General features: G+C 60.1%; 16 protein-coding genes. 12 read left to right on the top strand and 4 right to left on the bottom strand.

Features of this window, described 5'->3' with window-relative positions; all coding sequences use genetic code 11:
* Window positions 1–14: 14 nt before the first annotated feature.
* Window positions 15–1214 carry a succinyldiaminopimelate transaminase gene (gene dapC, locus VSQ83_RS18560; protein WP_326427313.1) on the top strand — a complete coding sequence of 400 codons (1200 nt, stop codon included), beginning with the start codon at window positions 15–17 and terminating at the stop codon, window positions 1212–1214.
* Between the two features lie 155 nt (window positions 1215–1369).
* Here dapC and VSQ83_RS18565 read toward each other — a convergent pair whose 3' ends face one another.
* On the bottom strand, window positions 1370–3016 hold the full coding sequence (locus VSQ83_RS18565) for a Na+/H+ antiporter (protein ID WP_133077732.1): 1647 nt from the start codon (window positions 3014–3016) through the stop codon (window positions 1370–1372).
* A gap of 282 nt (window positions 3017–3298) precedes the next feature.
* Between VSQ83_RS18565 and VSQ83_RS18570 the strand changes: the two genes are divergently transcribed.
* The 4 genes from VSQ83_RS18570 to VSQ83_RS18585 are packed head-to-tail and all read left to right on the top strand — an operon-like array spanning window position 3299 to window position 6342.
* A complete protein-coding gene (locus tag VSQ83_RS18570) occupies window positions 3299–3607 on the top strand; it encodes an arsenate reductase (protein ID WP_326427735.1) in 309 nt (102 codons plus the stop codon).
* A gap of 35 nt (window positions 3608–3642) precedes the next feature.
* Window positions 3643–4677, top strand: a complete 1035-nt coding sequence (gene dapD, locus VSQ83_RS18575) for a 2,3,4,5-tetrahydropyridine-2,6-dicarboxylate N-succinyltransferase (protein WP_133077733.1) — start codon at window positions 3643–3645, stop codon at window positions 4675–4677.
* A gap of 58 nt (window positions 4678–4735) precedes the next feature.
* Window positions 4736–5941 carry an aminotransferase class V-fold PLP-dependent enzyme gene (locus VSQ83_RS18580; protein WP_219261629.1) on the top strand — a complete coding sequence of 402 codons (1206 nt, stop codon included), beginning with the start codon at window positions 4736–4738 and terminating at the stop codon, window positions 5939–5941.
* The gene (locus VSQ83_RS18585) at window positions 5938–6342 is read left to right on the top strand and encodes a SufE family protein (RefSeq protein ID WP_133077735.1); all 405 of its coding nucleotides are present in this window, start codon (window positions 5938–5940) and stop codon (window positions 6340–6342) included. Before VSQ83_RS18580 ends, VSQ83_RS18585 begins: the two co-directional genes overlap by 4 nt.
* A gap of 175 nt (window positions 6343–6517) precedes the next feature.
* Here the strand turns inward: VSQ83_RS18585 and tcdA are convergent, their stop codons facing one another.
* Window positions 6518–7327, bottom strand: a complete 810-nt coding sequence (gene tcdA / locus VSQ83_RS18590) for a tRNA cyclic N6-threonylcarbamoyladenosine(37) synthase TcdA (protein ID WP_133077736.1) — start codon at window positions 7325–7327, stop codon at window positions 6518–6520.
* 275 nt (window positions 7328–7602) lie between these two features.
* Between tcdA and VSQ83_RS18595 the strand changes: the two genes are divergently transcribed.
* The 4 genes from VSQ83_RS18595 (at window position 7603) to VSQ83_RS18610 (ending at window position 12717) form a co-directional block, all read left to right on the top strand.
* Entirely contained in the window at window positions 7603–10194 is a 2592-nt protein-coding gene (locus VSQ83_RS18595) for a glycosyltransferase (protein WP_326397444.1), read from the top strand.
* A 104-nt stretch (window positions 10195–10298) separates the two neighbouring features.
* Window positions 10299–11450, top strand: coding sequence for a succinyl-diaminopimelate desuccinylase (gene dapE, locus VSQ83_RS18600; protein WP_046809204.1), 1152 nt, complete (start codon window positions 10299–10301; stop codon window positions 11448–11450).
* Window positions 11450–12259 (top strand): putative RNA methyltransferase, encoded by an 810-nt coding sequence (locus tag VSQ83_RS18605; protein ID WP_326397443.1) that lies wholly within the window; start codon window positions 11450–11452, stop codon window positions 12257–12259. Before dapE ends, VSQ83_RS18605 begins: the two co-directional genes overlap by 1 nt.
* Before the next feature lie 80 nt (window positions 12260–12339).
* The gene (locus VSQ83_RS18610; RefSeq protein ID WP_133077740.1) at window positions 12340–12717 is read left to right on the top strand and encodes a hypothetical protein; all 378 of its coding nucleotides are present in this window, start codon (window positions 12340–12342) and stop codon (window positions 12715–12717) included.
* Window positions 12718–12828: 111 nt separating this feature from the next.
* On the opposite strand, the gene VSQ83_RS18615 is transcribed toward VSQ83_RS18610, so the two are convergent.
* Window positions 12829–13038 (bottom strand): cold-shock protein, encoded by a 210-nt coding sequence (locus VSQ83_RS18615; protein ID WP_219261633.1) that lies wholly within the window; start codon window positions 13036–13038, stop codon window positions 12829–12831.
* A 240-nt stretch (window positions 13039–13278) separates the two neighbouring features.
* Here VSQ83_RS18615 and plsB point away from each other — a divergent pair, with 240 nt between their 5' ends.
* The 3 genes from plsB to VSQ83_RS18630 are packed head-to-tail and all read left to right on the top strand — an operon-like array spanning window position 13279 to window position 16903.
* A complete protein-coding gene (gene plsB, locus VSQ83_RS18620; RefSeq protein ID WP_326427314.1) occupies window positions 13279–15789 on the top strand; it encodes a glycerol-3-phosphate 1-O-acyltransferase PlsB in 2511 nt (836 codons plus the stop codon).
* A gap of 11 nt (window positions 15790–15800) precedes the next feature.
* Window positions 15801–16199 carry a YbaY family lipoprotein gene (locus VSQ83_RS18625; protein WP_326427315.1) on the top strand — a complete coding sequence of 133 codons (399 nt, stop codon included), beginning with the start codon at window positions 15801–15803 and terminating at the stop codon, window positions 16197–16199.
* 14 nt (window positions 16200–16213) lie between these two features.
* On the top strand, window positions 16214–16903 hold the full coding sequence (locus VSQ83_RS18630; protein WP_133077744.1) for a DUF4197 domain-containing protein: 690 nt from the start codon (window positions 16214–16216) through the stop codon (window positions 16901–16903).
* Between the two features lie 110 nt (window positions 16904–17013).
* Here VSQ83_RS18630 and VSQ83_RS18635 read toward each other — a convergent pair whose 3' ends face one another.
* On the bottom strand, window positions 17014–20088 hold the full coding sequence (locus tag VSQ83_RS18635) for an efflux RND transporter permease subunit (protein WP_133077745.1): 3075 nt from the start codon (window positions 20086–20088) through the stop codon (window positions 17014–17016).
* Window positions 20089–20090 lie beyond the last annotated feature (2 nt).

Raw genomic sequence — 20090 nt, forward strand, 5'->3', positions numbered from 1 at the left:
GAGACCCGCACCCCATGAACAACGCTCTAAACCAGCTTCAGCCTTACCCGTTCGAAAAACTGCGCGCCCTGCTTGGCAGCGTGCAGCCCAATGCCGACAAGCGACCGATTGCGCTGTCGATTGGCGAACCGAAACACCGCTCGCCGGACTTCGTGGCCAAGGCACTGGCTGACAATCTCGACCAGATGGCGGTCTACCCGACCACCCTGGGCATCCCCGCGCTGCGTGAAGCCATCGCTGGCTGGGCCGAGCGTCGCTTCAACGTGCCAAAAGGCTGGCTAGACCCGGCGCGCAATATCCTGCCGGTCAACGGCACCCGTGAAGCCCTGTTCGCCTTCACCCAAACCGTGGTCAACCGTGGCGACGACGCACTGGTCGTCAGCCCGAACCCGTTCTATCAGATCTACGAAGGCGCAGCCTTCCTTGCCGGGGCCCAGCCGCACTACCTGCCATGCCTGGCCGAACATGGCTTCAACCCGGATTTCGACGCGGTATCGGCCGAGACCTGGAAGCGCTGCCAGATTCTGTTCCTGTGCTCACCGGGCAACCCGACCGGCGCACTGATCCCCCTCGACACCTTGAAAAAACTCATCGCCCTGGCCGACGAACACGATTTCGTGATCGCCGCCGACGAGTGTTACAGCGAGCTGTACTTCGACGAGCAAACGCCGCCAGTGGGCCTGCTCAGCGCTTGCGTGGCACTGGGCCGTGAAGACTTCAAGCGTTGCGTGGTGTTCCACAGCCTGTCCAAGCGCTCGAACCTGCCAGGCCTGCGCTCAGGCTTCGTGGCGGGCGACGCCGAGATCCTCAAGGCATTTTTGCTGTATCGCACCTACCACGGCTGCGCCATGCCGGTACAAGCCCAGCTGGCCAGCATTGCCGCCTGGAATGACGAGGCTCACGTACGCACCAACCGCGATTTGTATCGCGAGAAATTCGATGCGGTGCTGGCGATCCTGGCCCCGGTACTGGACGTACAGCGCCCGGATGGCGGGTTTTACCTGTGGCCAAGGGTTGAAGGCGACGACGCCGGGTTCTGCCGCGACCTGTTTGCGCAAGAGCACGTGACCGTGGTGCCGGGCTCTTACCTGTCCCGTGAAGTCGACGGTTTCAACCCTGGAGCAGGACGGGTACGCATGGCACTGGTCGCGCCACTGGCTGAGTGCGTAGAAGCCGCCGAGCGCATTCGCGACTTTATCCAGCGCCGGGGCTGAACCCCTCGACACTGACCCGCTCCCACACAATGGCACTGCAAGGCGCTATAAAACCGGTGGGAGCGGGCTTGCCTGCGATGCCATCAACTCGGTCTGACTGACAAACCGCGGCGATACAATCGCGAGCAAGCCCGCTCCCACACAAGGCTGGTGTATTACTTCACCGACCCCAGATTGGCCTCGCTCAAGTCCAGATCCTTGAGAATCTCGCTCAATGCGTCATCCCCGATTTCGTGATGACGTCTCAAGCTGTAAAGCTCCAGCCGTTGCGCCCTGAGCGCCTTGAGTCGCAGCCGGCTTTCCAGCTGGTCCATCTGGGTCGCCAGTTCCTGCGCCTGCGCCGTGTCGTTATACACCTCAAGTTGATGACGATATTCGGACATGATCCGCGCCTTCAACTCAGCCGCCAACGCTGCCTGAGCGGCATCCTGCTGCCCAACTGCCTCGACCACGTCTTCAGCTTCCAGCGCGTGGATCGCCGCCTCGGCAGTGCGTCGCCAGGCTTCTCGCACTTCATTGCGCATGGCATCGTCCGGGCTTTTTTCAATCCCGCGCAACAACAAAGGCAGCGCAATGCAAGCCGCCACCAGAGACAGCAGGATCACCCCCGCAGCAATAAAGATCAGCAGGTCACGCTCGGGAAAATCCAGCCCCTCGTTCAGTAACAGCGGTATGGACATCACACCCGCCAGCGTCACTGCGCCGCGCACACCCCCGACGGTCAAGAGCCAGCAGGAGCGTGCAGTCGGCACCATTGTCAGCTCACCCTTGCCTCGCAGGCGGCGCAACAGGCCGGACAAACGCCAGATGCTCTGTACCCAGATAAATCGCAGCGCCAGCAACACCAGAAAAATCGCCACGACATCCAGACAGCGATACATCAAGGCGGGCCACAGTGTTGGCTCCAGGTGGACCACAGCCTTGATGATGTCCGGCAGTTGCAGGCCCAACAGCAAAAAGATCAAACCGTTGAACGCAAACTCCAGCAGCGACCACACACTGCGGTTAAGCATCCGGGTGCTGGTCTGGCGCGGCAACAGGTCCAGCCAGCTCTGCATCATCCCTGCAGCAACGGCTGACAAGATACCCGACGCGCCCAGGCGCTCGGCCAGCACATAGGCCGCAAAAGGCAGCAGCAACATAAACACCACGTGGGTTGCCGGGTCATCCCAGCCACGGGCGATCATCCACGAGCGCAGGCGCCCCACCAGCCAGCTCAGGGCCACACCGATGGCCAAACCGCCGCACGCCACCAGCACAAACGCCAGGCTGGCATTGGTCAGGGAAAACACCCCGGTAATGGCGGCCACCAGTGCAAACTTGAATGTCACCAGGCCCGTCGCATCATTCATCAATGCCTCGCCTTGAAGCATGTGCATCAAGGGTGCGGGCAAACGATTTTGCGCGATGGCCGATACCGCCACGGCATCGGTGGGTGACAGCACCGCCGCCAGCGCAAACGCCACCGGCAAGGGGATGGTCGGCAATAGCCAGTGAATGAAATAACCTGCACCCACCACCGTGAACAGCACCAACCCGACCGCCAGCGTCAGGATCGGCCCGCGCAGGCGCCAGAACTCGCGTTTGGGCATGCGCCAGCCATCCGAGAACAGCAGCGGCGGCAGGAACAGAAACAGGAACAGTTCTGGCTCCAGGGCCACGTGCAGGCCCAGGGTCGGCCAGGCCAGTACAGCGCCAGCAGCAATCTGCACCAATGGCAAAGGCAAGGGAATCAAACGCCCCAATAGACGCGAGACTCCCACCAGCATCAGCAGGATGAGGACGGTATAGGCGGTTTGCATATCGACAAGGTTCCCAAACAATCAGCTTCTACTAGACACAGCTAGCAACATTTTTGCATTGCAGGTCATAGTAGCCGCTGGCGATACATCTGGAGCCTGAACATAAGTCGCAGTGCGACGACATGTCACAAGAACATGAGATGCTCAAGCCATCCACGCCCAAGCACGCTGCCCATGGCATAATCCGCGGCTGATCATTTTCACGCATCTCCAAGGGGGGCAATTTCCGTGACCGATTCAAGCAAGACGTTGCACCTTTTCGGCATCAAAGCCTGCGACACCATGAAAAAGGCTCGCACCTGGCTGGATGAACATGCTGTGCGCTACGACTTCCATGACTACAAAAGCAGCGGCATTGACCGTGAACACCTGACCCAGTGGTGCAACGAGCACGGCTGGCAAGTGGTGCTCAATCGCGCAGGTACAACCTTTCGCAAGCTCGACGACGAACGCAAAGCCGATCTCGACCAAGCCAAAGCCATTGAACTGATGCTCGCCCAACCCTCGATGATCAAGCGCCCTGTGCTCGATCTCGGTGACAAAACCCTGATTGGCTTCAAGCCAGATCTTTATGCGGCGACCCTTCTTTAAGCGACCGCCCATTTATTTTTGTAAGAGGTAATTGCATGTCTACTACCCTGTTCAGCGCAGCCTTCGGCGTCGGCACCCAAAACCGTCAAGGCGCATGGCTGGAAGTGTTCTACGCACAACCCCTGATCAATCCATCGGCCGAGCTGATCGCAGCCGTAGCCCCAATCCTGGGCTACACCGGCGGCAATCAGGCAATCACCTTTACCACCGCGCAAGCAGCACAAATGGCTGAAGCCGTTAAACCGGTCGATGCAGCTCAAGCAGCCCTGCTGACCCGTCTGGCCGAAAGCCACAAGCCGCTGGTCGCCACTTTGCTGGCCGAAGATGCCGCGCTGACCTCAACGCCAGAGGCCTACCTCAAGCTGCACCTGCTGTCCCATCGCCTGGTCAAGCCCCACGGCCTGAACCTGGCCGGTGTGTTCCCGCTGCTGCCGAACGTGGCCTGGACCAGCCAGGGCGCCATCGACCTGAGCGAGCTGGCCGAGCGTCAACTCGAAGCGCGCCTGCGTGGCGAACTGCTGGAAGTGTTCTCGGTCGACAAGTTCCCGAAAATGACCGACTACGTGGTGCCGGCAGGCGTGCGTATCGCTGACGCGGCCCGTCTTCGCCTGGGTGCTTACATCGGCGAAGGCACCACCGTGATGCACGAAGGTTTCGTCAACTTCAACGCGGGCACCGAAGGCCCGGGCATGATTGAAGGCCGCGTCTCGGCTGGCGTATTCGTCGGCAAGGGTTCGGACCTGGGCGGCGGTTGCTCCACCATGGGCACCCTGTCGGGTGGTGGCAACATCGTGATCAAGGTGGGCGAAGGCTGCCTGATCGGCGCTAACGCCGGTATCGGCATCCCGCTGGGCGACCGCAACACGGTTGAATCCGGCCTGTACCTGACGGCTGGCACCAAAGTGGCGCTGCTGGACGAAAACAACCAGCTGGTTAAAGTACTTAAAGCCCGTGACCTTGCAGGCCAACCTGACCTGCTGTTCCGTCGCAACTCGCAAACCGGCGCTGTGGAATGCAAAACCCACAAGTCGGCCATCGAGCTGAACGAAGCACTGCACGCTCACAACTAAGCGTTTATCTGCCACTGACGGGGCTGGTTTCCAGCCTCGTCAACAGAGCCCGAACACCATGCTTTTGCCTTCTCCCTGGCGCGCTGACTTCCCAGCCATCGCCGCCTTGCAACGTCAGGACCAGACTTATCTGGACAACGCTGCAACCACGCAAAAACCCCAAGCCCTGCTCGACGCACTGACGCACTACTACGCCAACGGCGCAGCCAATGTGCACAGGGCCCAACACCTGCCGGGCGCTCACGCGACCCAGGCATTCGAAAACACCCGCCACAAAGTGACGCAATGGCTCAATGCCGGCGAATGCGGGCAAATCGTTTTCACCCACGGCGCCACCTCGGCCCTGAACCTTCTGGCCTATGGCCTGGAGCACCAATTCAATGCGGGCGATGACATTGTTATCAGCGCCCTGGAACACCACGCCAACCTGCTGCCGTGGCAACAGCTTGCCCAGCGTAAACAACTGAATCTGGTGGTATTACCACTGGATGCCGATGGCGTCATCGACCTCGATGCGGCCGCTCGCCTGATCACCCCGCGCACCCGCCTGCTGGCCGTGAGCCAACTGTCCAACGTACTCGGCGTGTGGCAGCCCTTGCCCGCGCTGTTGGCCCTGGCCAAGGCACAACATGCACTGACGGTGGTTGATGGCGCACAAGGGGTGGTCCATGGCCGGCATGACGTGCAAGCGCTGGGCTGCGACTTCTACGTATTTTCCAGCCACAAACTCTACGGTCCCGACGGGCTGGGCGTGCTGTTCGGTCGCCACGAAGCACTGGCCCGATTGCAGCACTGGCAGTTTGGCGGCGAGATGGTGCAAGAAGCCGACTACCAGCACGCCACCTTCCGCCCCGCCCCGCTCGGGTTTGAGGCTGGCACTCCGCCGATTGCCAGCGTGATCGGGCTGGGGGCAACCCTAAACTACCTGGCCAACCTCGATCAGGCCGCCGTCCAAGCCCACGAAGCAGCGCTGCACGCGCTACTGGTCGATGGCTTGAAACAGCGCCAAGGCATTCAACTGCTCGGGTCGCCACACTTGGCGCTGGTCAGCTTTGTGGTTGAGGGCGTGCACAACGCCGACCTGGCCCACTTGTTGACCGAACAGGGGATTGCCGTTCGCGCCGGGCATCACTGCGCCATGCCGCTACTGAAAAGCTTTGGGCTGGCCGGTGCCATCCGTGTCTCGCTGGCGCTGTACAACGACTCGGAAGATCTGGAACGCTTCTTCGACGCCCTTGATCAGGCTTTGGAGCTTTTGCAATGACCCTGCCCGCCGACGCCCAGGCCGCACTCGACAGTTTTGAGCACTGCTCGGGCTGGGAGCAGCGCGCACGCCTGCTCATGCAATGGGGCCAGCGCCTGGCGCCATTGAGCGACGCCGACAAAACCGATGCTCATCGCGTGCATGGCTGTGAAAGCCAGGTGTGGCTGGTGGGCGAACGGGTCGATGGACATTGGCAATTTGCTGCCAGCAGTGATGCGCGACTGATTCGCGGTTTGGTGGCGTTACTGCTGGCGCGAGTCAATGGCTTGAGCACCGAGCAACTGCAGCAGGTTGACTTGCCTGACTGGTTCGACCAGCTAGGTCTGAGCCGCCAGCTATCACCGTCGCGCAGCAATGGCTTGAACGCCGTGCTGCAGCGGATGCGGGAATTGGCAGGCTGAACCGCAGCGATACCTGTAGTCGCTGACGAGGAACGAGGCTGCGATCGGGATGAGTAGCACCCCGCACAGCCAGAATCCTCGAGATTCCTGCTACACATGAACGGCTAATTCATGACTGCTACGCAGCCAATCGCAGTCTCGTTCCTCGTCAGCGACTACAAGGACCGCATCGCACTCATTCAGGCTTGACCCGCTCCGAAGGCCGGCGCACGCCCGCTACGATTTTGTCCACCGCCTTGGTGGCCGCGACCATGCCGAAGGTCGCCGTCACCATCATCACCGCGCCAAAACCACCGGCGCAGTCCAGTTTGACGCCATCACCGACAAAGCTCTTCTGCAGGCAAATACTGCCGTCCGGCTTGGGATAGCGCAGCTGCTCGGTGGAGAACACGCATGGCACGCTGTAATGGCGCGTCATGGTCCGCGAAAAGCCATAGTCGCGGCGCAAGGTCGAACGAACTTTCGAGGCCAGCGGGTCATTGAACGTGCGGTTCAAGTCACAGACCTGAATCAGCGTCGGGTCGATTTGCCCGCCCGCACCACCGGTCGTGATGATCTGGATCTTGCGGCGCTTGCACCAGGCAATCAGTGCCGCCTTGGCATTGACGCTGTCGATGCAGTCGATCACGCAGTCAATATTCGGGGTGATGTACTCGGCCATGGTTTCGCGCGTCACGAAATCCGCGACTTCGTGAACGATGCAGTCCGGGTTGATCTGACGCAGACGCTCGGCCATCACCTCGACCTTGTCCCGACCAATGGTCGTGCTCAAGGCGTGCAACTGCCGGTTGCTGTTGCTGACGCAAACGTCATCCAGGTCAAACAGCGAAATTTCGCCCACACCGCAGCGCGCAATCGCTTCCGCAGCCCAGGACCCGACACCGCCCACACCGACGATCGCCACATGTGCCGCCTTCAGTCGTTCAAGGCCTTCCAGCCCATATAACCGGGCTACACCGGCAAAACGTGGATCTTCTGTACTCATGACCAACCCCCAAAAACCGGCGCGCATTATAGGGGGATGACATGACATTGAGTATTTTTCCTACAAGCTATCCGACCAAGACTGCTTTAATGGCCTATAGAGTAGGAAGACAAGAGCTACAAGAAATAAATAAAGAACTTAAGTTCGCTGCAACTGCCAAATGCCAGACCCAATTCCATCAGCTATACGATAGGTCTGAGCACAGTGTAGGATGCGCGCCGCTTGGCACCCGCCGACCGATCTTCGTTCCACTCCCTTTGGAACCCGAAATAGTTATGTCATCGCGTAAATTTGGACTCAACCTGGTGGTGGTACTGGCCATTGCCGCACTGTTCACAGGCTTCTGGGCGCTGATCAATCGCCCGGTGTCTGCACCCAACTGGCCCGATCAAATCTCCGGTTTTTCGTATTCGCCGTTCCAACAAGGCCAGTACCCGCAGAAAGACCAGTACCCGACCGACGATGAAATGCGTCGCGACCTGGAGATCCTCAGCAAGCTGACCGACAACATTCGGACCTACTCGGTCGACGGCACCTTGGGTAATATCCCCAAGCTGGCGGAAGAGTTCGGTTTGCGCGTGACCATCGGGATCTGGATCAGCCCTGATCTGGAGCGCAACGAGCGCGAAATCCAGAAAGCCATCGAGCTGGCCAATAACTCGCGCAGCGTCGTGCGGGTTGTGGTGGGTAACGAAGCCCTGTTCCGTGAAGAGATCACGCCAGAAGACCTGATCGTGCTGCTGGATCGGGTCCGGGCCGCAGTCAAGGTGCCTGTCACCACGTCCGAGCAATGGCATATCTGGGAGAAATACCCGCAACTGGCCAAGCACGTTGACCTGATCGCCGCGCACATCCTGCCGTACTGGGAGTTTATCCCGGTGGACAAGGCCGGTGAGTTCGTACTGGACCGTGCCCGCGACCTGAAAAAACTGTTCCCGAAAAAGCCCCTGCTGCTGTCGGAGGTTGGCTGGCCGAGCAATGGCCGCATGCGCGGTGGCGCTGATGCCACCCCGGCCGACCAGGCGATTTATCTGCGGACGCTGGTCAACACCCTGAACCGTCGCGGCTACAACTACTTTGTGATCGAAGCCTTCGACCAGCCGTGGAAGGCCAGCGATGAAGGCTCCGTAGGCGCGTACTGGGGCGTGTACAACGCTGCACGCCAGCAAAAATTCAACTTTGAAGGCCCGGTGGTCGCCATCCCGCAATGGCGCGTACTGGCCATTGGTTCGGTGGTGATGGGCTTGCTGTCGCTGGCGCTGCTGCTGATCGACGGCTCCGCACTGCGCCAGCGGGGTCGCACCTTCCTGACCTTCACCGCGTTCCTGTGCGGATCGGTGCTGGTGTGGATCGGTTACGACTACAGCCAGCAATACAGCACATGGTTCAGCCTGACCGTCGGCTTCCTGCTCGGACTGGGCGCACTCGGGGTGTTTATTGTCCTGCTGACCGAGGCCCATGAGCTGGCCGAGGCGGTCTGGACGCATAAGCGGCGACGAGAGTTCCTGCCGGTCGAAAGCGACGACGCCTATCGCCCGAAAGTCTCGATCCATGTGCCCTGCTACAACGAGCCGCCAGAGATGGTCAAACAGACCCTCGATGCCCTGGCGAACCTCGACTACCCCGATTTCGAAGTGTTGATCATCGATAACAACACCAAGGATCCGGCAGTCTGGGAGCCCGTGCGCGACTACTGCGCCACCCTGGGCCCGCGCTTCAAGTTCTTCCACGTGGCACCCCTGGCCGGCTTCAAGGGCGGCGCGCTGAACTACCTGATCCCGCACACCGCGCCGGATGCCGAAGTGATTGCTGTGATCGACTCCGATTACTGTGTGGATCGCAACTGGCTCAAGCACATGGTGCCGCACTTTGCCGATCCGAAAATCGCCATTGTGCAATCGCCCCAGGACTACCGCGACCAGAACGAAAGCACCTTCAAGAAGCTCTGCTACTCGGAATACAAGGGTTTCTTCCACATCGGCATGGTCACCCGCAACGACCGCGACGCGATCATTCAGCACGGCACCATGACCATGACCCGACGCTCCGTGCTCGAAGAGCTCGGCTGGGCGGACTGGTGCATCTGTGAAGACGCCGAGCTGGGCCTGCGCGTATTCGAAAAAGGCTATTCCGCAGCGTATTCCCACAACAGCTACGGCAAGGGCCTGATGCCTGACACCTTTATCGACTTCAAGAAACAGCGATTCCGCTGGGCCTACGGTGCGATTCAGATCATCAAGCGTCACACCTCAAGCCTGTTGCGCGGTAAAGACACTGAACTGACCCGTGGCCAGCGCTATCACTTCCTCGCGGGCTGGCTGCCGTGGGTGGCCGATGGCATGAACATCTTCTTCACCGTGGGCGCCCTGTTGTGGTCGGCGGCGATGATTATCGTGCCGACGCGGGTCGATCCGCCGCTGCTGATTTTCGCCATCCCGCCATTGGCACTGTTCGTGTTCAAGGTCGGCAAGATCATCTTCCTGTACCGCCGTGCCGTGGGGGTTAACCTCAAGGATGCGTTTGCGGCAGCACTGGCCGGGCTGGCGTTGTCCCACACCATCGCGAAAGCGGTGCTGTACGGATTCTTCACCACCAGCATTCCGTTCTTCCGGACACCCAAGAACGCCGATAACCACGGCTTCTGGGTCGCCATTTCGGAAGCCCGTGAAGAAGTGTTCATCATGCTGTTGCTCTGGGGCGCGGCGCTGGGGATCTTCCTGGTCCAGGGTCTGCCAAGCAACGACATGCGCTTCTGGGTGGTGATGTTGCTGGTGCAGTCGCTGCCGTATCTGGCGGCGCTGATCATGGCCTTTATGTCTTCGCTGCCCAAACCGGTGGACGCGGCACAAGAGCAACCGGCTGCATAAATTGACTGCAACCTCCTAAACGGCGGCCTCTGGCCGCCGTTTTGCTTTAAGATAACCGCCCTTTCTCGCCCGCCCCGCACATGCCCTGCTTCGGAGTCCACACCATGACGGCCCACGCCGACCTTTCGCCGACCCTGCAACTTGCCTGCGATCTGATCCGTCGCCCTTCCGTGACCCCGATCGACGCCGATTGCCAGAAGCTGATGATGCAGCGCCTGGGCGATGCCGGTTTCAAGCTTGAGCCGATGCGCATCGAGGACGTAGACAACTTCTGGGCCACCCACGGCAAACACGAAGGCCCGGTGCTGTGCTTCGCTGGCCACACTGACGTGGTACCGACCGGCCCGGTGCAAGCCTGGCAAAACGACCCGTTCGACGCGCTGATCGATGAACACGGCATGCTCTGCGGCCGTGGCGCCGCAGACATGAAAGGCAGCCTTGCCGCCATGCTGGTGGCGGCCGAGCGTTTCGTCGCCGACTACCCGGACCACAAGGGCTCGGTCGCATTTCTGATCACCAGTGACGAAGAAGGCCCGGCCCATCACGGCACCAAGGCCGTGATCGAGCGCTTTGCTGCCCGTAACGAGCGTCTGGACTGGTGCATCGTCGGTGAACCGTCAAGCACTTCCCTGGTGGGCGATGTGGTCAAAAACGGCCGTCGCGGCTCCCTGGGCGCCAAGCTCACCGTTCGCGGCGTTCAAGGCCATGTGGCCTACCCGCACCTGGCCAAGAATCCGATTCACCTGGCAGTACCTGCGCTGACCGAACTGGCCGCCGAGCATTGGGATAACGGCAACGCCTTCTTCCCGCCGACCAGCTTCCAGATTTCCAATCTGAACTCCGGCACGGGCGCAACGAACGTGATCCCGGGTGATCTGGTGGCGGTCTTCAACTTCCGCTTCTCCACCGAGTCCACCGTTGAAGGCCTGCAAAAGCGCGTGGCGGACATACTGGACAAGCACGGCCTGGACTGGCACATCGACTGGGCGCTGTCCGGCCTGCCGTTCCTGACCGAGCCGGGCGCCCTGCTGGACGCGGTGTCGTCGAGCATCAAGCAGGTCACTGGCCGCGAAACCAAAGCTTCTACCAGCGGCGGGACTTCGGACGGGCGCTTTATCGCGACCCTGGGTACCCAGGTCGTCGAACTGGGACCGGTCAACGCGACCATTCACCAGGTCAACGAGCGGGTTCTGGCCAGCGATCTTGATGTACTGACCGAGATCTACTACCAAACCCTGATCAAGTTGCTCGCCTGATGCTCGCCTGCCCAATTTGCAGTGCACCGCTGAACGCGGTCGACAACGGCGTGGCGTGCCCGGCCGGGCATCGCTTTGACCGCGCCCGCCAGGGTTATTTGAACCTGCTGCCCGTGCAACACAAGAACAGCCGTGACCCTGGCGATAACCAGGCAATGGTTGAAGCCCGCCGCGACTTTCTCAATGCAGGCCATTACGCGCCCGTGGCCAAGCGCCTGGCCGAACTGGCGAGGGAACGAGCGCCGCAACGCTGGCTCGACATCGGTTGTGGCGAGGGTTACTACACCGCGCAAATCGCCGAGGCACTGCCCAACGCCGATGGCTACGCACTGGATATCTCCCGCGAGGCGGTCAAGCGCGCCTGCAAGCGCAGCCCGCAACTGACCTGGTTGATCGCCAGCATGGCCCGCGTGCCACTGGCCGATGCCAGCTGCCAGTTTTTGGCCAGCGTCTTCAGCCCGCTGGACTGGCTTGAAGCCAAACGCCTGCTCAGCCCGGGGGGCGGCCTGATGCGTGTTGGCCCGACTCGCGGGCACTTGATGGAGCTGCGCGAACGGCTGTACGACGAAGTGCGCGACTATTCAGACGACAAGCATTTGGCCCTGGTGCCCGAAGGCATGCAGGTGCAGCACAGCGAGACACTGGAATTCACCCTCAGCCTGAGTGAGCCCCAGGATCGCGCCAATCTGCTGGCCATGACCCCCCATGGCTGGCGCGCCAGTGCCGAGCGTCGCGCCCAGGTCATCGAACACCCCGAGCCTTTAGTGGTGACGGTGTCGATGCGCTACGATTACTTCGTGCTTCAATAACCAACTTTACGGCCAAGGGCACACGCCCTTGGCCCGATTAATCCGCGAGTGGATTTTTCAGACCCGCAGTGAGGACATCCATGCGCCAACCCGATATCGAGATCTACCTGAAAGAAGCGGTCACCTACAAGGACGTCGAAGCCTGGCTGGCCAACGTGCTGGGCCCGTGCACCGAATGGAAAAAGAAAGGCGAAACCTGGAAGTGCACCGCAGGTGACGTACCCGTTACCTGGATGCCAAAAGCCGTCGGCAAATGGAACAGCCTGTACCTGGACAGCGACCAGACACCGTGGGAAGACGACATTGCCTGTGCCAAGGCCGCTTTTGACGCACTGAAGATCGAAGTGCGTTGCGCGCCGGGCAGCTGGGTCGAGGAACAGGGCGAGGCTGATGCTGATCGCTGGATCCGCATCAGCGAAGACGGCCAGGAAGAAATCACCTGGAAAACCGGTTCCTGAGCTGCAAATAACACCCTGTAGCCGCTGCCGCAGGCTGCGACAAGGGCCGAAGGACCTTCAGGGTCGCTTCGCAACCCATCGCAGCCTTCGGCAGCGACTACAGGAACTGCATTACAGCCCCACTACATCTTCAGCCTGCAAACCCTTGTCACCTTTGACCTGGGTGTACTCGACCTGCTGGCCTTCAGCCAGGCTGCGATGGCCTTCACCGCGAATGGCGCGGTAATGCACAAACACATCCGCCCCGTTTTCACACTGAATAAAGCCGTAGCCCTTGGCATCGTTGAACCACTTCACACTGCCTGTTACGCGCGTTGTCATGGATCCTTTCCCCCTTTTTATTATTGATCGGGCTCGTTAATTGGCCCTTTGAGAACTAGTGTTTGAACCTGACGCTTCACTACTGGGTCTTGCGCAGTGTCGCGAAAGACCACCGAGTATAAGTCAGGCAAAAAAACACTCAATCAATATTAGTTCGCCGCTTTTTTGCCGATTTTCGGGAGATACGGCACACTACCCGGCCGAGTAAACGCTCGTTTTATCCACTAACGCAGAAGCCGTATGACCCCCTCCCCATTCCGCCGCCTTGTATTTGGCGCCCTGCGTCGCTTGCTGTACCTGTGGGTGCGCTCGGAGACCATTAATCAGTCTTCCCTGACCCTGAACCTGGATCGCAGCCGACCCGTGTTCTACGTACTGCAATCGCCCTCGCTAACCGAACTGGCCGTGATCGATACCGAGTGTTCCAAGGCCGGCCTGCCGCGCCCGGTATTGCCGGTTGCAGTGGGAGAGATGATCGAGCCTGCCGCCTTTTTTTACCTGACCCCCGAGCCCGACTGGCTGGGGCGACAGGACAAGCGCGGAGCACCGCCAACCTTGACCCGCCTGGTCGACGGCCTGACCCAAAACCCGGGCGAGGATGCGCAAATCATTCCGGTCAGCGTGTTTTGGGGGCAGTCACCCGACAGCGAGTCCAGCCCCTGGAAACTGCTGTTTGCCGACAGCTGGGCCGTCACCGGGCGCCTGCGCCGCTTGCTGCGCATCCTGATCCTGGGTCGCAAAACCCGCGTGCAATTCTCGGCCCCCATTCACTTGCGCGAACTGGTCGACCTCAACAAGGGTCATGAACGCACCGTGCGCATGGCCCAGCGTATTTTGCGCGTGCACTTTCGCAACCTGAAAACCGCCACCATCGGCCCGGACCTTTCCCACCGTCGCAACCTGGTCAAGGGGCTGGTCAATGAACCCGCCGTGCGCCAGGCCATCCTTGACGAAGCCGAGCGCGAGAACATCTCGCCGGAGAAGGCCCGTGCCCAGGCACTGCGCTACGCCAATGAAATCGCCTCGGACTACACCTACACCGCGATCCGTTTTTTTGAAGTGCTCCTGAGCTGGTTCTGGAACAAGATTTACGACGGGGTCAAGGTCAACCATATCGAGAGCGTGCAGAAGGTTGCCCAGGGTCACGAGATCATTTACGTGCCGTGCCACCGCAGCCATATCGACTACCTGCTGCTGTCCTACCTGCTGTTTCGCAACGGCCTGACTCCGCCGCACATTGCCGCCGGGATCAACCTCAACATGCCGGTGCTGGGCCGCCTGCTGCGCCGTGGCGGGGCTTTTTTCATGCGCCGCACGTTCAAGGGAAACCCGCTGTACACCTCGGTGTTCAACGAATACATGCATACCCTGTTCACCAAGGGCTTCCCGGTGGAGTACTTCGTCGAGGGCGGCCGCTCGCGCACCGGGCGCATGCTGCAACCGAAAACGGGGATGCTGGCCATTACCGTGCGCAGTTTCTTGCGCTCTTCCCGTACGCCAATCGTGTTTGTCCCGGTCTATATCGGTTACGAGCGTGTGCTCGAAGGCCGCACCTACCTGGGCGAACTGCGCGGCGCCAGCAAGAAGAAAGAGTCGATTTTCGACATTTTCAAAGTGATCGGCGCCCTCAAGAAACAGAAGTTCGGTCAGGTCGCGGTCAACTTTGGTGAACCGATCAAACTCGCCGAGTTCCTTGAACAGGAGCAGCCGGGCTGGCGCCAGCAGGAGCTTGCGCCCCTGTATCGTCCTGACTGGCTGAGCCCGACCACCAATCGCCTGGGCGAAAAGGTTGCCCAGCATCTGAATGAAGCGGCAGCCATCAACCCGGTGAACCTGGTGGCACTGGCCCTGCTTTCAACCACCCGGCTGGCACTGGACGAACAGGCCATGGCCCGGGTGCTGGATCTGTATCTGGCCCTGCTGCGCCGTGTCCCCTACTCGCCCTACACCACCTTGCCAGAAGGCGATGGCAAGGCGCTGATCAACCATGTAAAGGACATGAACCTGCTGGCCGAGCAAAGTGATGCGCTGGGCAAGATCCTCTATCTGGATGAGCAGAACGCGGTGCTGATGACGTACTACCGCAACAACGTGCTGCATATTTTTGCATTGCCTTCGTTGCTGGCCAGCTTTTTCCAAAGCGCCTCGCGCATGAGCCGCGAACAGATCCTGCGCTACACCCACGCGCTCTATCCCTACCTGCAGTCAGAGCTGTTTATTCGCTGGTCAGCAGAGGAACTGGACGCCGTGGTCGACCAGTGGCTGGAGTCCTTTGTCGAGCAAGGTTTGTTGCGCTTTGAGAACGGCGTGTACCTGCGCCCGCCGCCGAGTTCGCGACACTTTGTATTGCTGACGTTGTTGTCCAGAAGCATTGCGCAAACCCTGCAACGCTTCTACATGGCCATTTCCCTGCTGCTCAACAGCGGGCAAAACACCCTGAGCGCCGAAGAACTGGAAGACCTGTGCACCATGATGGCCCAACGCCTGTCGATTTTGCATGGGCTCAACGCCCCGGAGTTCTTCGACAAGAGCCTGTTCCGCCACTTTATCCAGACATTACTTGAAGAAGACGTGCTGCGCCGCGATGCCAACGGCAAGTTGAGCTATCACGAACTGCTTGGCGAACTGGCCGAAGGTGCTGCCAAGCGTGTGTTGCCTGCCGAAATTCGCCTGTCGATTCGCCAGGTTGCGTTGCACCGCAGTGAAGACACCCACGAGCAGCCGCCGCTCTCGCTCGAAAAAACATCTTGAAGGAGAAATCCATGAAAAAAGTACTTTTACTCAGCCTCACCGCCCTGCTTGGAGCCTGTAGCTCTATGACCTCGACCCCTCAAGCATCCCTCGATGGCGAAGTGTTCTACCTGCAGCGTATTGCCCTGCCGCCTACAGCTACACTGGAAGTTAGCTTGCAGGATATATCGCTGGCCGACGCTCCAGCGGTGACACTTGCCAAGCAAAGTGGCCCAATCAAGGGCCAGGTACCCCTGCCATTTCACTTGACCTATGACCCGGCGCAGATCAAACCCGGCCATACCTACGCGGTGAGTGCGCGGATCGAAGAGAACGGCCAGTTGCTGTTTATCAGCACAGAGCGCAACAGCGTCGATCTGACTGCAAAAACCCAGCAACCTGTCCGCCTGCGTGTCGATCAGGTTCGCTAATCAAGGAGTTTGCCATGCTGCGACCTTCCATACGCTTTGCGGGCCTGTGCGCAGGCCTGTTGATTTCGGCCAATGCCCTGGCGTTATCGCTGAGCGATCTGTCCCAAGGCGACGCCACGGGCGGCCTCAAAGATGCCCTGACCCAAGGTGCGCAAATTGCGGTCAAGCAACTGGGCACCCCCGGGGGCTTCAGCAATAACCCCGAAGTCAAGATCGAGCTGCCGGGCAACCTTGGCAAAGTCGCGAAAAAGATGAAGCAATTCGGCATGGGCGATCAGGTCGATCAACTCGAAACCAGCATGAACAAAGCCGCAGAAGCGGCCGTGCCACAGGCGCAAGCCCTGCTGGTCGATGCGGTGAAGAAAATGACCGTGGCGGATGCCAAGGGCATCCTCAGCGGCGGCCAGGATTCGGCGACCCAATACCTGAGCAAAAGTAGCCGGGATCAGATCCGCGCCAAGTTCCTGCCTATCGTCAAGGCCGCCACGGACAAGGTCGGTCTGGCCCAGCAGTACAACTCATTTGCAGGGCAAGCCGCCACGCTGGGTGTGGTGGACGCCAAAAGCGCCAACATCGAAAGCTACGTGACCGAAAAGGCCCTGGACGGCTTGTTTGAAATGATCGGCAAACAGGAAGAAACCATCCGCCAGAACCCGGCAGCGGCTGCTACCAGTTTGGCGAAAAAAGTCTTCGGAACGCTGTAACCCTTGCGAAGGCGGGCTTGCCCGCCTCCACAACAATGGGTGCCCAGGCCCGGATGATGTGAGCCACACAAACCCTGTGGGAGCAGGGCTTGCCCGCTCCCACAGGGGCTTCAAGCCTCTGCTGGCTTCTTGACCTTGAACCACGCCGCATACAGCGCCGGCAAGAACAGCAAGGTCAGTGCAGTCGCCACAATCAGCCCACCCATGATGGCAACCGCCATCGGGCCGAAGAACACACTGCGTGACAGTGGAATCATCGCCAGTACCGCCGCCAGTGCGGTCAGCACGATCGGGCGGAAACGCCGTACCGTCGCTTCAATGATCGCCCGCCACGGGTCCAGCCCCGCCGCCTTGTCCTGTTCGATCTGATCCACCAGGATCACCGAGTTGCGCATGATCATCCCCGACAACGCAATGGTGCCCAGCATCGCCACAAAGCCGAACGGCTTGCCGAACAACAGCAGAAAAAGCGTGACCCCGATCAGCCCCAGCGGCGCCGTCAGGAACACCATCACCATGCGCGAGAAACTGCGCAGCTGCACCATCAACAGGGTCAGCACCACCACGATAAACAACGGCACACCGGCCTTCACCGAGTCCTGGCCACGGGTGGAGTCTTCGACCGTACCGCCCACGTCCAGCAAATAACCATCCGGCAGTTCGGCACGAACGCCCTCAAGGGTCGGCAGAATCTGCTGCACCAGTGTCGCCGGTTGCTCCTTGCCGTAGATATCTGCACGCACGGTCACGTTCGGCAGGCGGTTACGGTGCCAGATGATGCCCTCTTCGAAGCCATATTCCAGCGTCGCGACTTGCGACAGGGCAACGCTCTGGCCGTTGTCGGTGGGTACCGCCAGGCTAGGCAGCAACGCCAGCTCGGTGCGTTCCTGAGGCGTGCCGCGCAACAGGATTTCGATCAACTCGTTGTCTTCGCGGTACTGGCTGACGGTGGATCCCAGCAACGTGCTTTGCAAAAAGCGCGACAGGTTGGCCGTGCTCACACCCAGGGCCCGCGCACGGTCCTGATCGATGTTGAGATACACCACCTTGCTCGGTTCTTCCCAGTCCAGGTGCACGTTCACCACATGGGGGTTGTCGCGAACCTTGGCCGCCACCTTGCGCGCCAGTGCCCGTACCTCTTCGATATGTTCGCCCGTCACCCGGAACTGCACCGGATAGCCCACAGGCGGACCGTTTTCCAGACGCGTGACCCGCGAGCGTACGGTCGGGAATTGTTCGTTAAGGGTGTCAATCAACCAGGTGCGCAGTTCTTCCCTGTCCTCAATGGTCTTGGCCAGTACCACAAACTGGGCAAAGCTGGCCGCTGGCAACTGCTGATCCAGTGGCAGGTAATAGCGTGGCGAGCCGGTCCCGGCATACGCCACATAATTGGCAATACCCGGATGGTCCTTGAGCAGTGCTTCGAGTTGCTTGACCTGATCGGTGGTATTGCTCAACGAAGCGCCTTCGGCCAGTTTCAAGTCGACCATCAATTCCAGTCGGCTGGACGCGGGAAAGAACTGCTGCGGAACAAACTTGAAGAGCACGACCGACCCCAGGAACACCAGCACCGTCAATGCAATCACGGTCTTGCGCCGGGTGACGCACCACTCCACCAACCGTCGGACCCGCTGGTAAAACGGTGTGGCGTAAGGGTCGGGAGCACCTGCGCCCGAACCGTGTTTGGCGGCATGAATTTTCGCCAGGTCCGGCAACAACAGCGCCCCCAGATACGGCACAAACACCACCGCCGCAATCCACGACGCCAACAGGGCAATGGTCACCACCTGGAAAATCGAGCGGGTGTACTCACCCGTGCTCGACTGCGCCATGGCAATCGGCAAAAAGCCTGCTGCCGTGATCAGCGTACCGGTGAGCATGGGGAACGCGGTGCTGGTCCAGGCGAAGCTCGCCGCCTTCATCCGGTCGTAACCCTGCTCCATCTTGATCGCCATCATTTCCACGGCAATGATCGCGTCGTCCACCAACAAGCCCAGGGCCAGCACCAACGCCCCCAGTGAAATCTTGTGCAGGCCGATCCCGAAGTAATGCATGGCGGCAAACGTCATTGCCAGCACCAGCGGGATGGTGAGTGCCACCACCATGCCGGTGCGCGCACCCAGGGAGAAGAAGCTGACCAGCAGCACGATCACCAGGGCTTCCACCAACACTTGAACGAACTCGCCGACGCTGGTTTTCACAGCCGCTGGCTGGTCAGAGACCTTGCCCAATTGCATCCCGGCCGGAAGGTTCTTCTGGATCCGTTCGAACTCGGTATCCAGCGCCTTGCCCAGCACCAGGATATCGCCACCGTCTTTCATGGCCACGGCCAGACCTATCGCATCCTGGCCCATAAAGCGCATACGCGGTGCCGGTGGATCATTAAAGCCGCGACGCACATCCGCCACGTCGCTGATGCGAAAGGTGCGCTCGCCCACGCGGATCGGGAAACGTTCGATCTCCTCTACCGTCTTGAAATTACCGCTGACGCGCAGTTGCACCCGTTCTGTCGGTGTTTCAAAGAAGCCCGCAGTCGACACCGCGTTTTGCTCCTCAAGGGCTTTTTGCACGGCGGCCAGCGGCAAGCCCAGTGTGGCCAGTTTGAGGTTGGACAGCTCGATCCAGATTTTTTCGTCCTGCAGCCCCAGCAATTCGACCTTGCCTACATCCTTGACCCGTTGCAGCTGGATCTGGATGCGGTCGGCGTAGTCTTTGAGCACTGCGTAGTCGTAACCTTCACCGCTCAAGCTGTAGATATTGCCGAAGGTCGTACCGAATTCATCGTTGAAAAACGGCCCCTGCACATCAGGCGGCAAGGTGTGGCGAATGTCACTGATCTTTTTGCGAACCTGATACCACAGCTCCGGAATCTGATTCGAGTGCATCGAATCGCGGGCCATAAAGGTCACTTGCGACTCGCCAGGGCGCGAGAACGAAACAATGCGCTCGTACTCACCGGTCTCCATCAGCTTTTTTTCAATACGTTCGGTGACCTGCCGAGAGACTTCCTCAGCCGTAGCACCCGGCCACAGGGTGCGAATGACCATGGCCTTGAAGGTGAACGGTGGGTCTTCGCTTTGCCCTAATTTGGTGTATGAAAGCCCGCCGACAATAGCCAGCAACAGCATCAGGAACAGGACGATCTGGCGATTGCGCAACGCCCAGGCAGAAAGGTTAAAGCCCATGG

Source organism: Pseudomonas sp. DSV-1 (genome assembly GCF_035830915.1).
GTDB lineage: Bacteria > Pseudomonadota > Gammaproteobacteria > Pseudomonadales > Pseudomonadaceae > Aquipseudomonas.

Bases quoted from the DNA above. Each gene is read 5' to 3' on its own strand.
- VSQ83_RS18570 (WP_326427735.1), top strand. From the start codon at position 3,299: ATGAAAAAGGCTCGCACCTGGCTGGATGAACATGCTGTGCGCTACGAC.
- dapD (WP_133077733.1), top strand. From the start codon at position 3,643: ATGTCTACTACCCTGTTCAGCGCAGCCTTCGGCGTCGGCACCCAAAAC.
- VSQ83_RS18595 (WP_326397444.1), top strand. From the start codon at position 7,603: ATGTCATCGCGTAAATTTGGACTCAACCTGGTGGTGGTACTGGCCATT.
- VSQ83_RS18580 (WP_219261629.1), top strand. From the start codon at position 4,736: ATGCTTTTGCCTTCTCCCTGGCGCGCTGACTTCCCAGCCATCGCCGCC.
- VSQ83_RS18605 (WP_326397443.1), top strand. From the start codon at position 11,450: ATGCTCGCCTGCCCAATTTGCAGTGCACCGCTGAACGCGGTCGACAAC.
- dapE (WP_046809204.1), top strand. From the start codon at position 10,299: ATGACGGCCCACGCCGACCTTTCGCCGACCCTGCAACTTGCCTGCGAT.
- tcdA (WP_133077736.1), bottom strand. From the start codon at position 7,327: ATGAGTACAGAAGATCCACGTTTTGCCGGTGTAGCCCGGTTATATGGG.
- VSQ83_RS18615 (WP_219261633.1), bottom strand. From the start codon at position 13,038: ATGACAACGCGCGTAACAGGCAGTGTGAAGTGGTTCAACGATGCCAAG.
- VSQ83_RS18585 (WP_133077735.1), top strand. From the start codon at position 5,938: ATGACCCTGCCCGCCGACGCCCAGGCCGCACTCGACAGTTTTGAGCAC.
- dapC (WP_326427313.1), top strand. From the start codon at position 15: ATGAACAACGCTCTAAACCAGCTTCAGCCTTACCCGTTCGAAAAACTG.
- VSQ83_RS18635 (WP_133077745.1), bottom strand. From the start codon at position 20,088: ATGGGCTTTAACCTTTCTGCCTGGGCGTTGCGCAATCGCCAGATCGTC.
- VSQ83_RS18565 (WP_133077732.1), bottom strand. From the start codon at position 3,016: ATGCAAACCGCCTATACCGTCCTCATCCTGCTGATGCTGGTGGGAGTC.
- VSQ83_RS18630 (WP_133077744.1), top strand. From the start codon at position 16,214: ATGCTGCGACCTTCCATACGCTTTGCGGGCCTGTGCGCAGGCCTGTTG.
- VSQ83_RS18610 (WP_133077740.1), top strand. From the start codon at position 12,340: ATGCGCCAACCCGATATCGAGATCTACCTGAAAGAAGCGGTCACCTAC.
- plsB (WP_326427314.1), top strand. From the start codon at position 13,279: ATGACCCCCTCCCCATTCCGCCGCCTTGTATTTGGCGCCCTGCGTCGC.
- VSQ83_RS18625 (WP_326427315.1), top strand. From the start codon at position 15,801: ATGAAAAAAGTACTTTTACTCAGCCTCACCGCCCTGCTTGGAGCCTGT.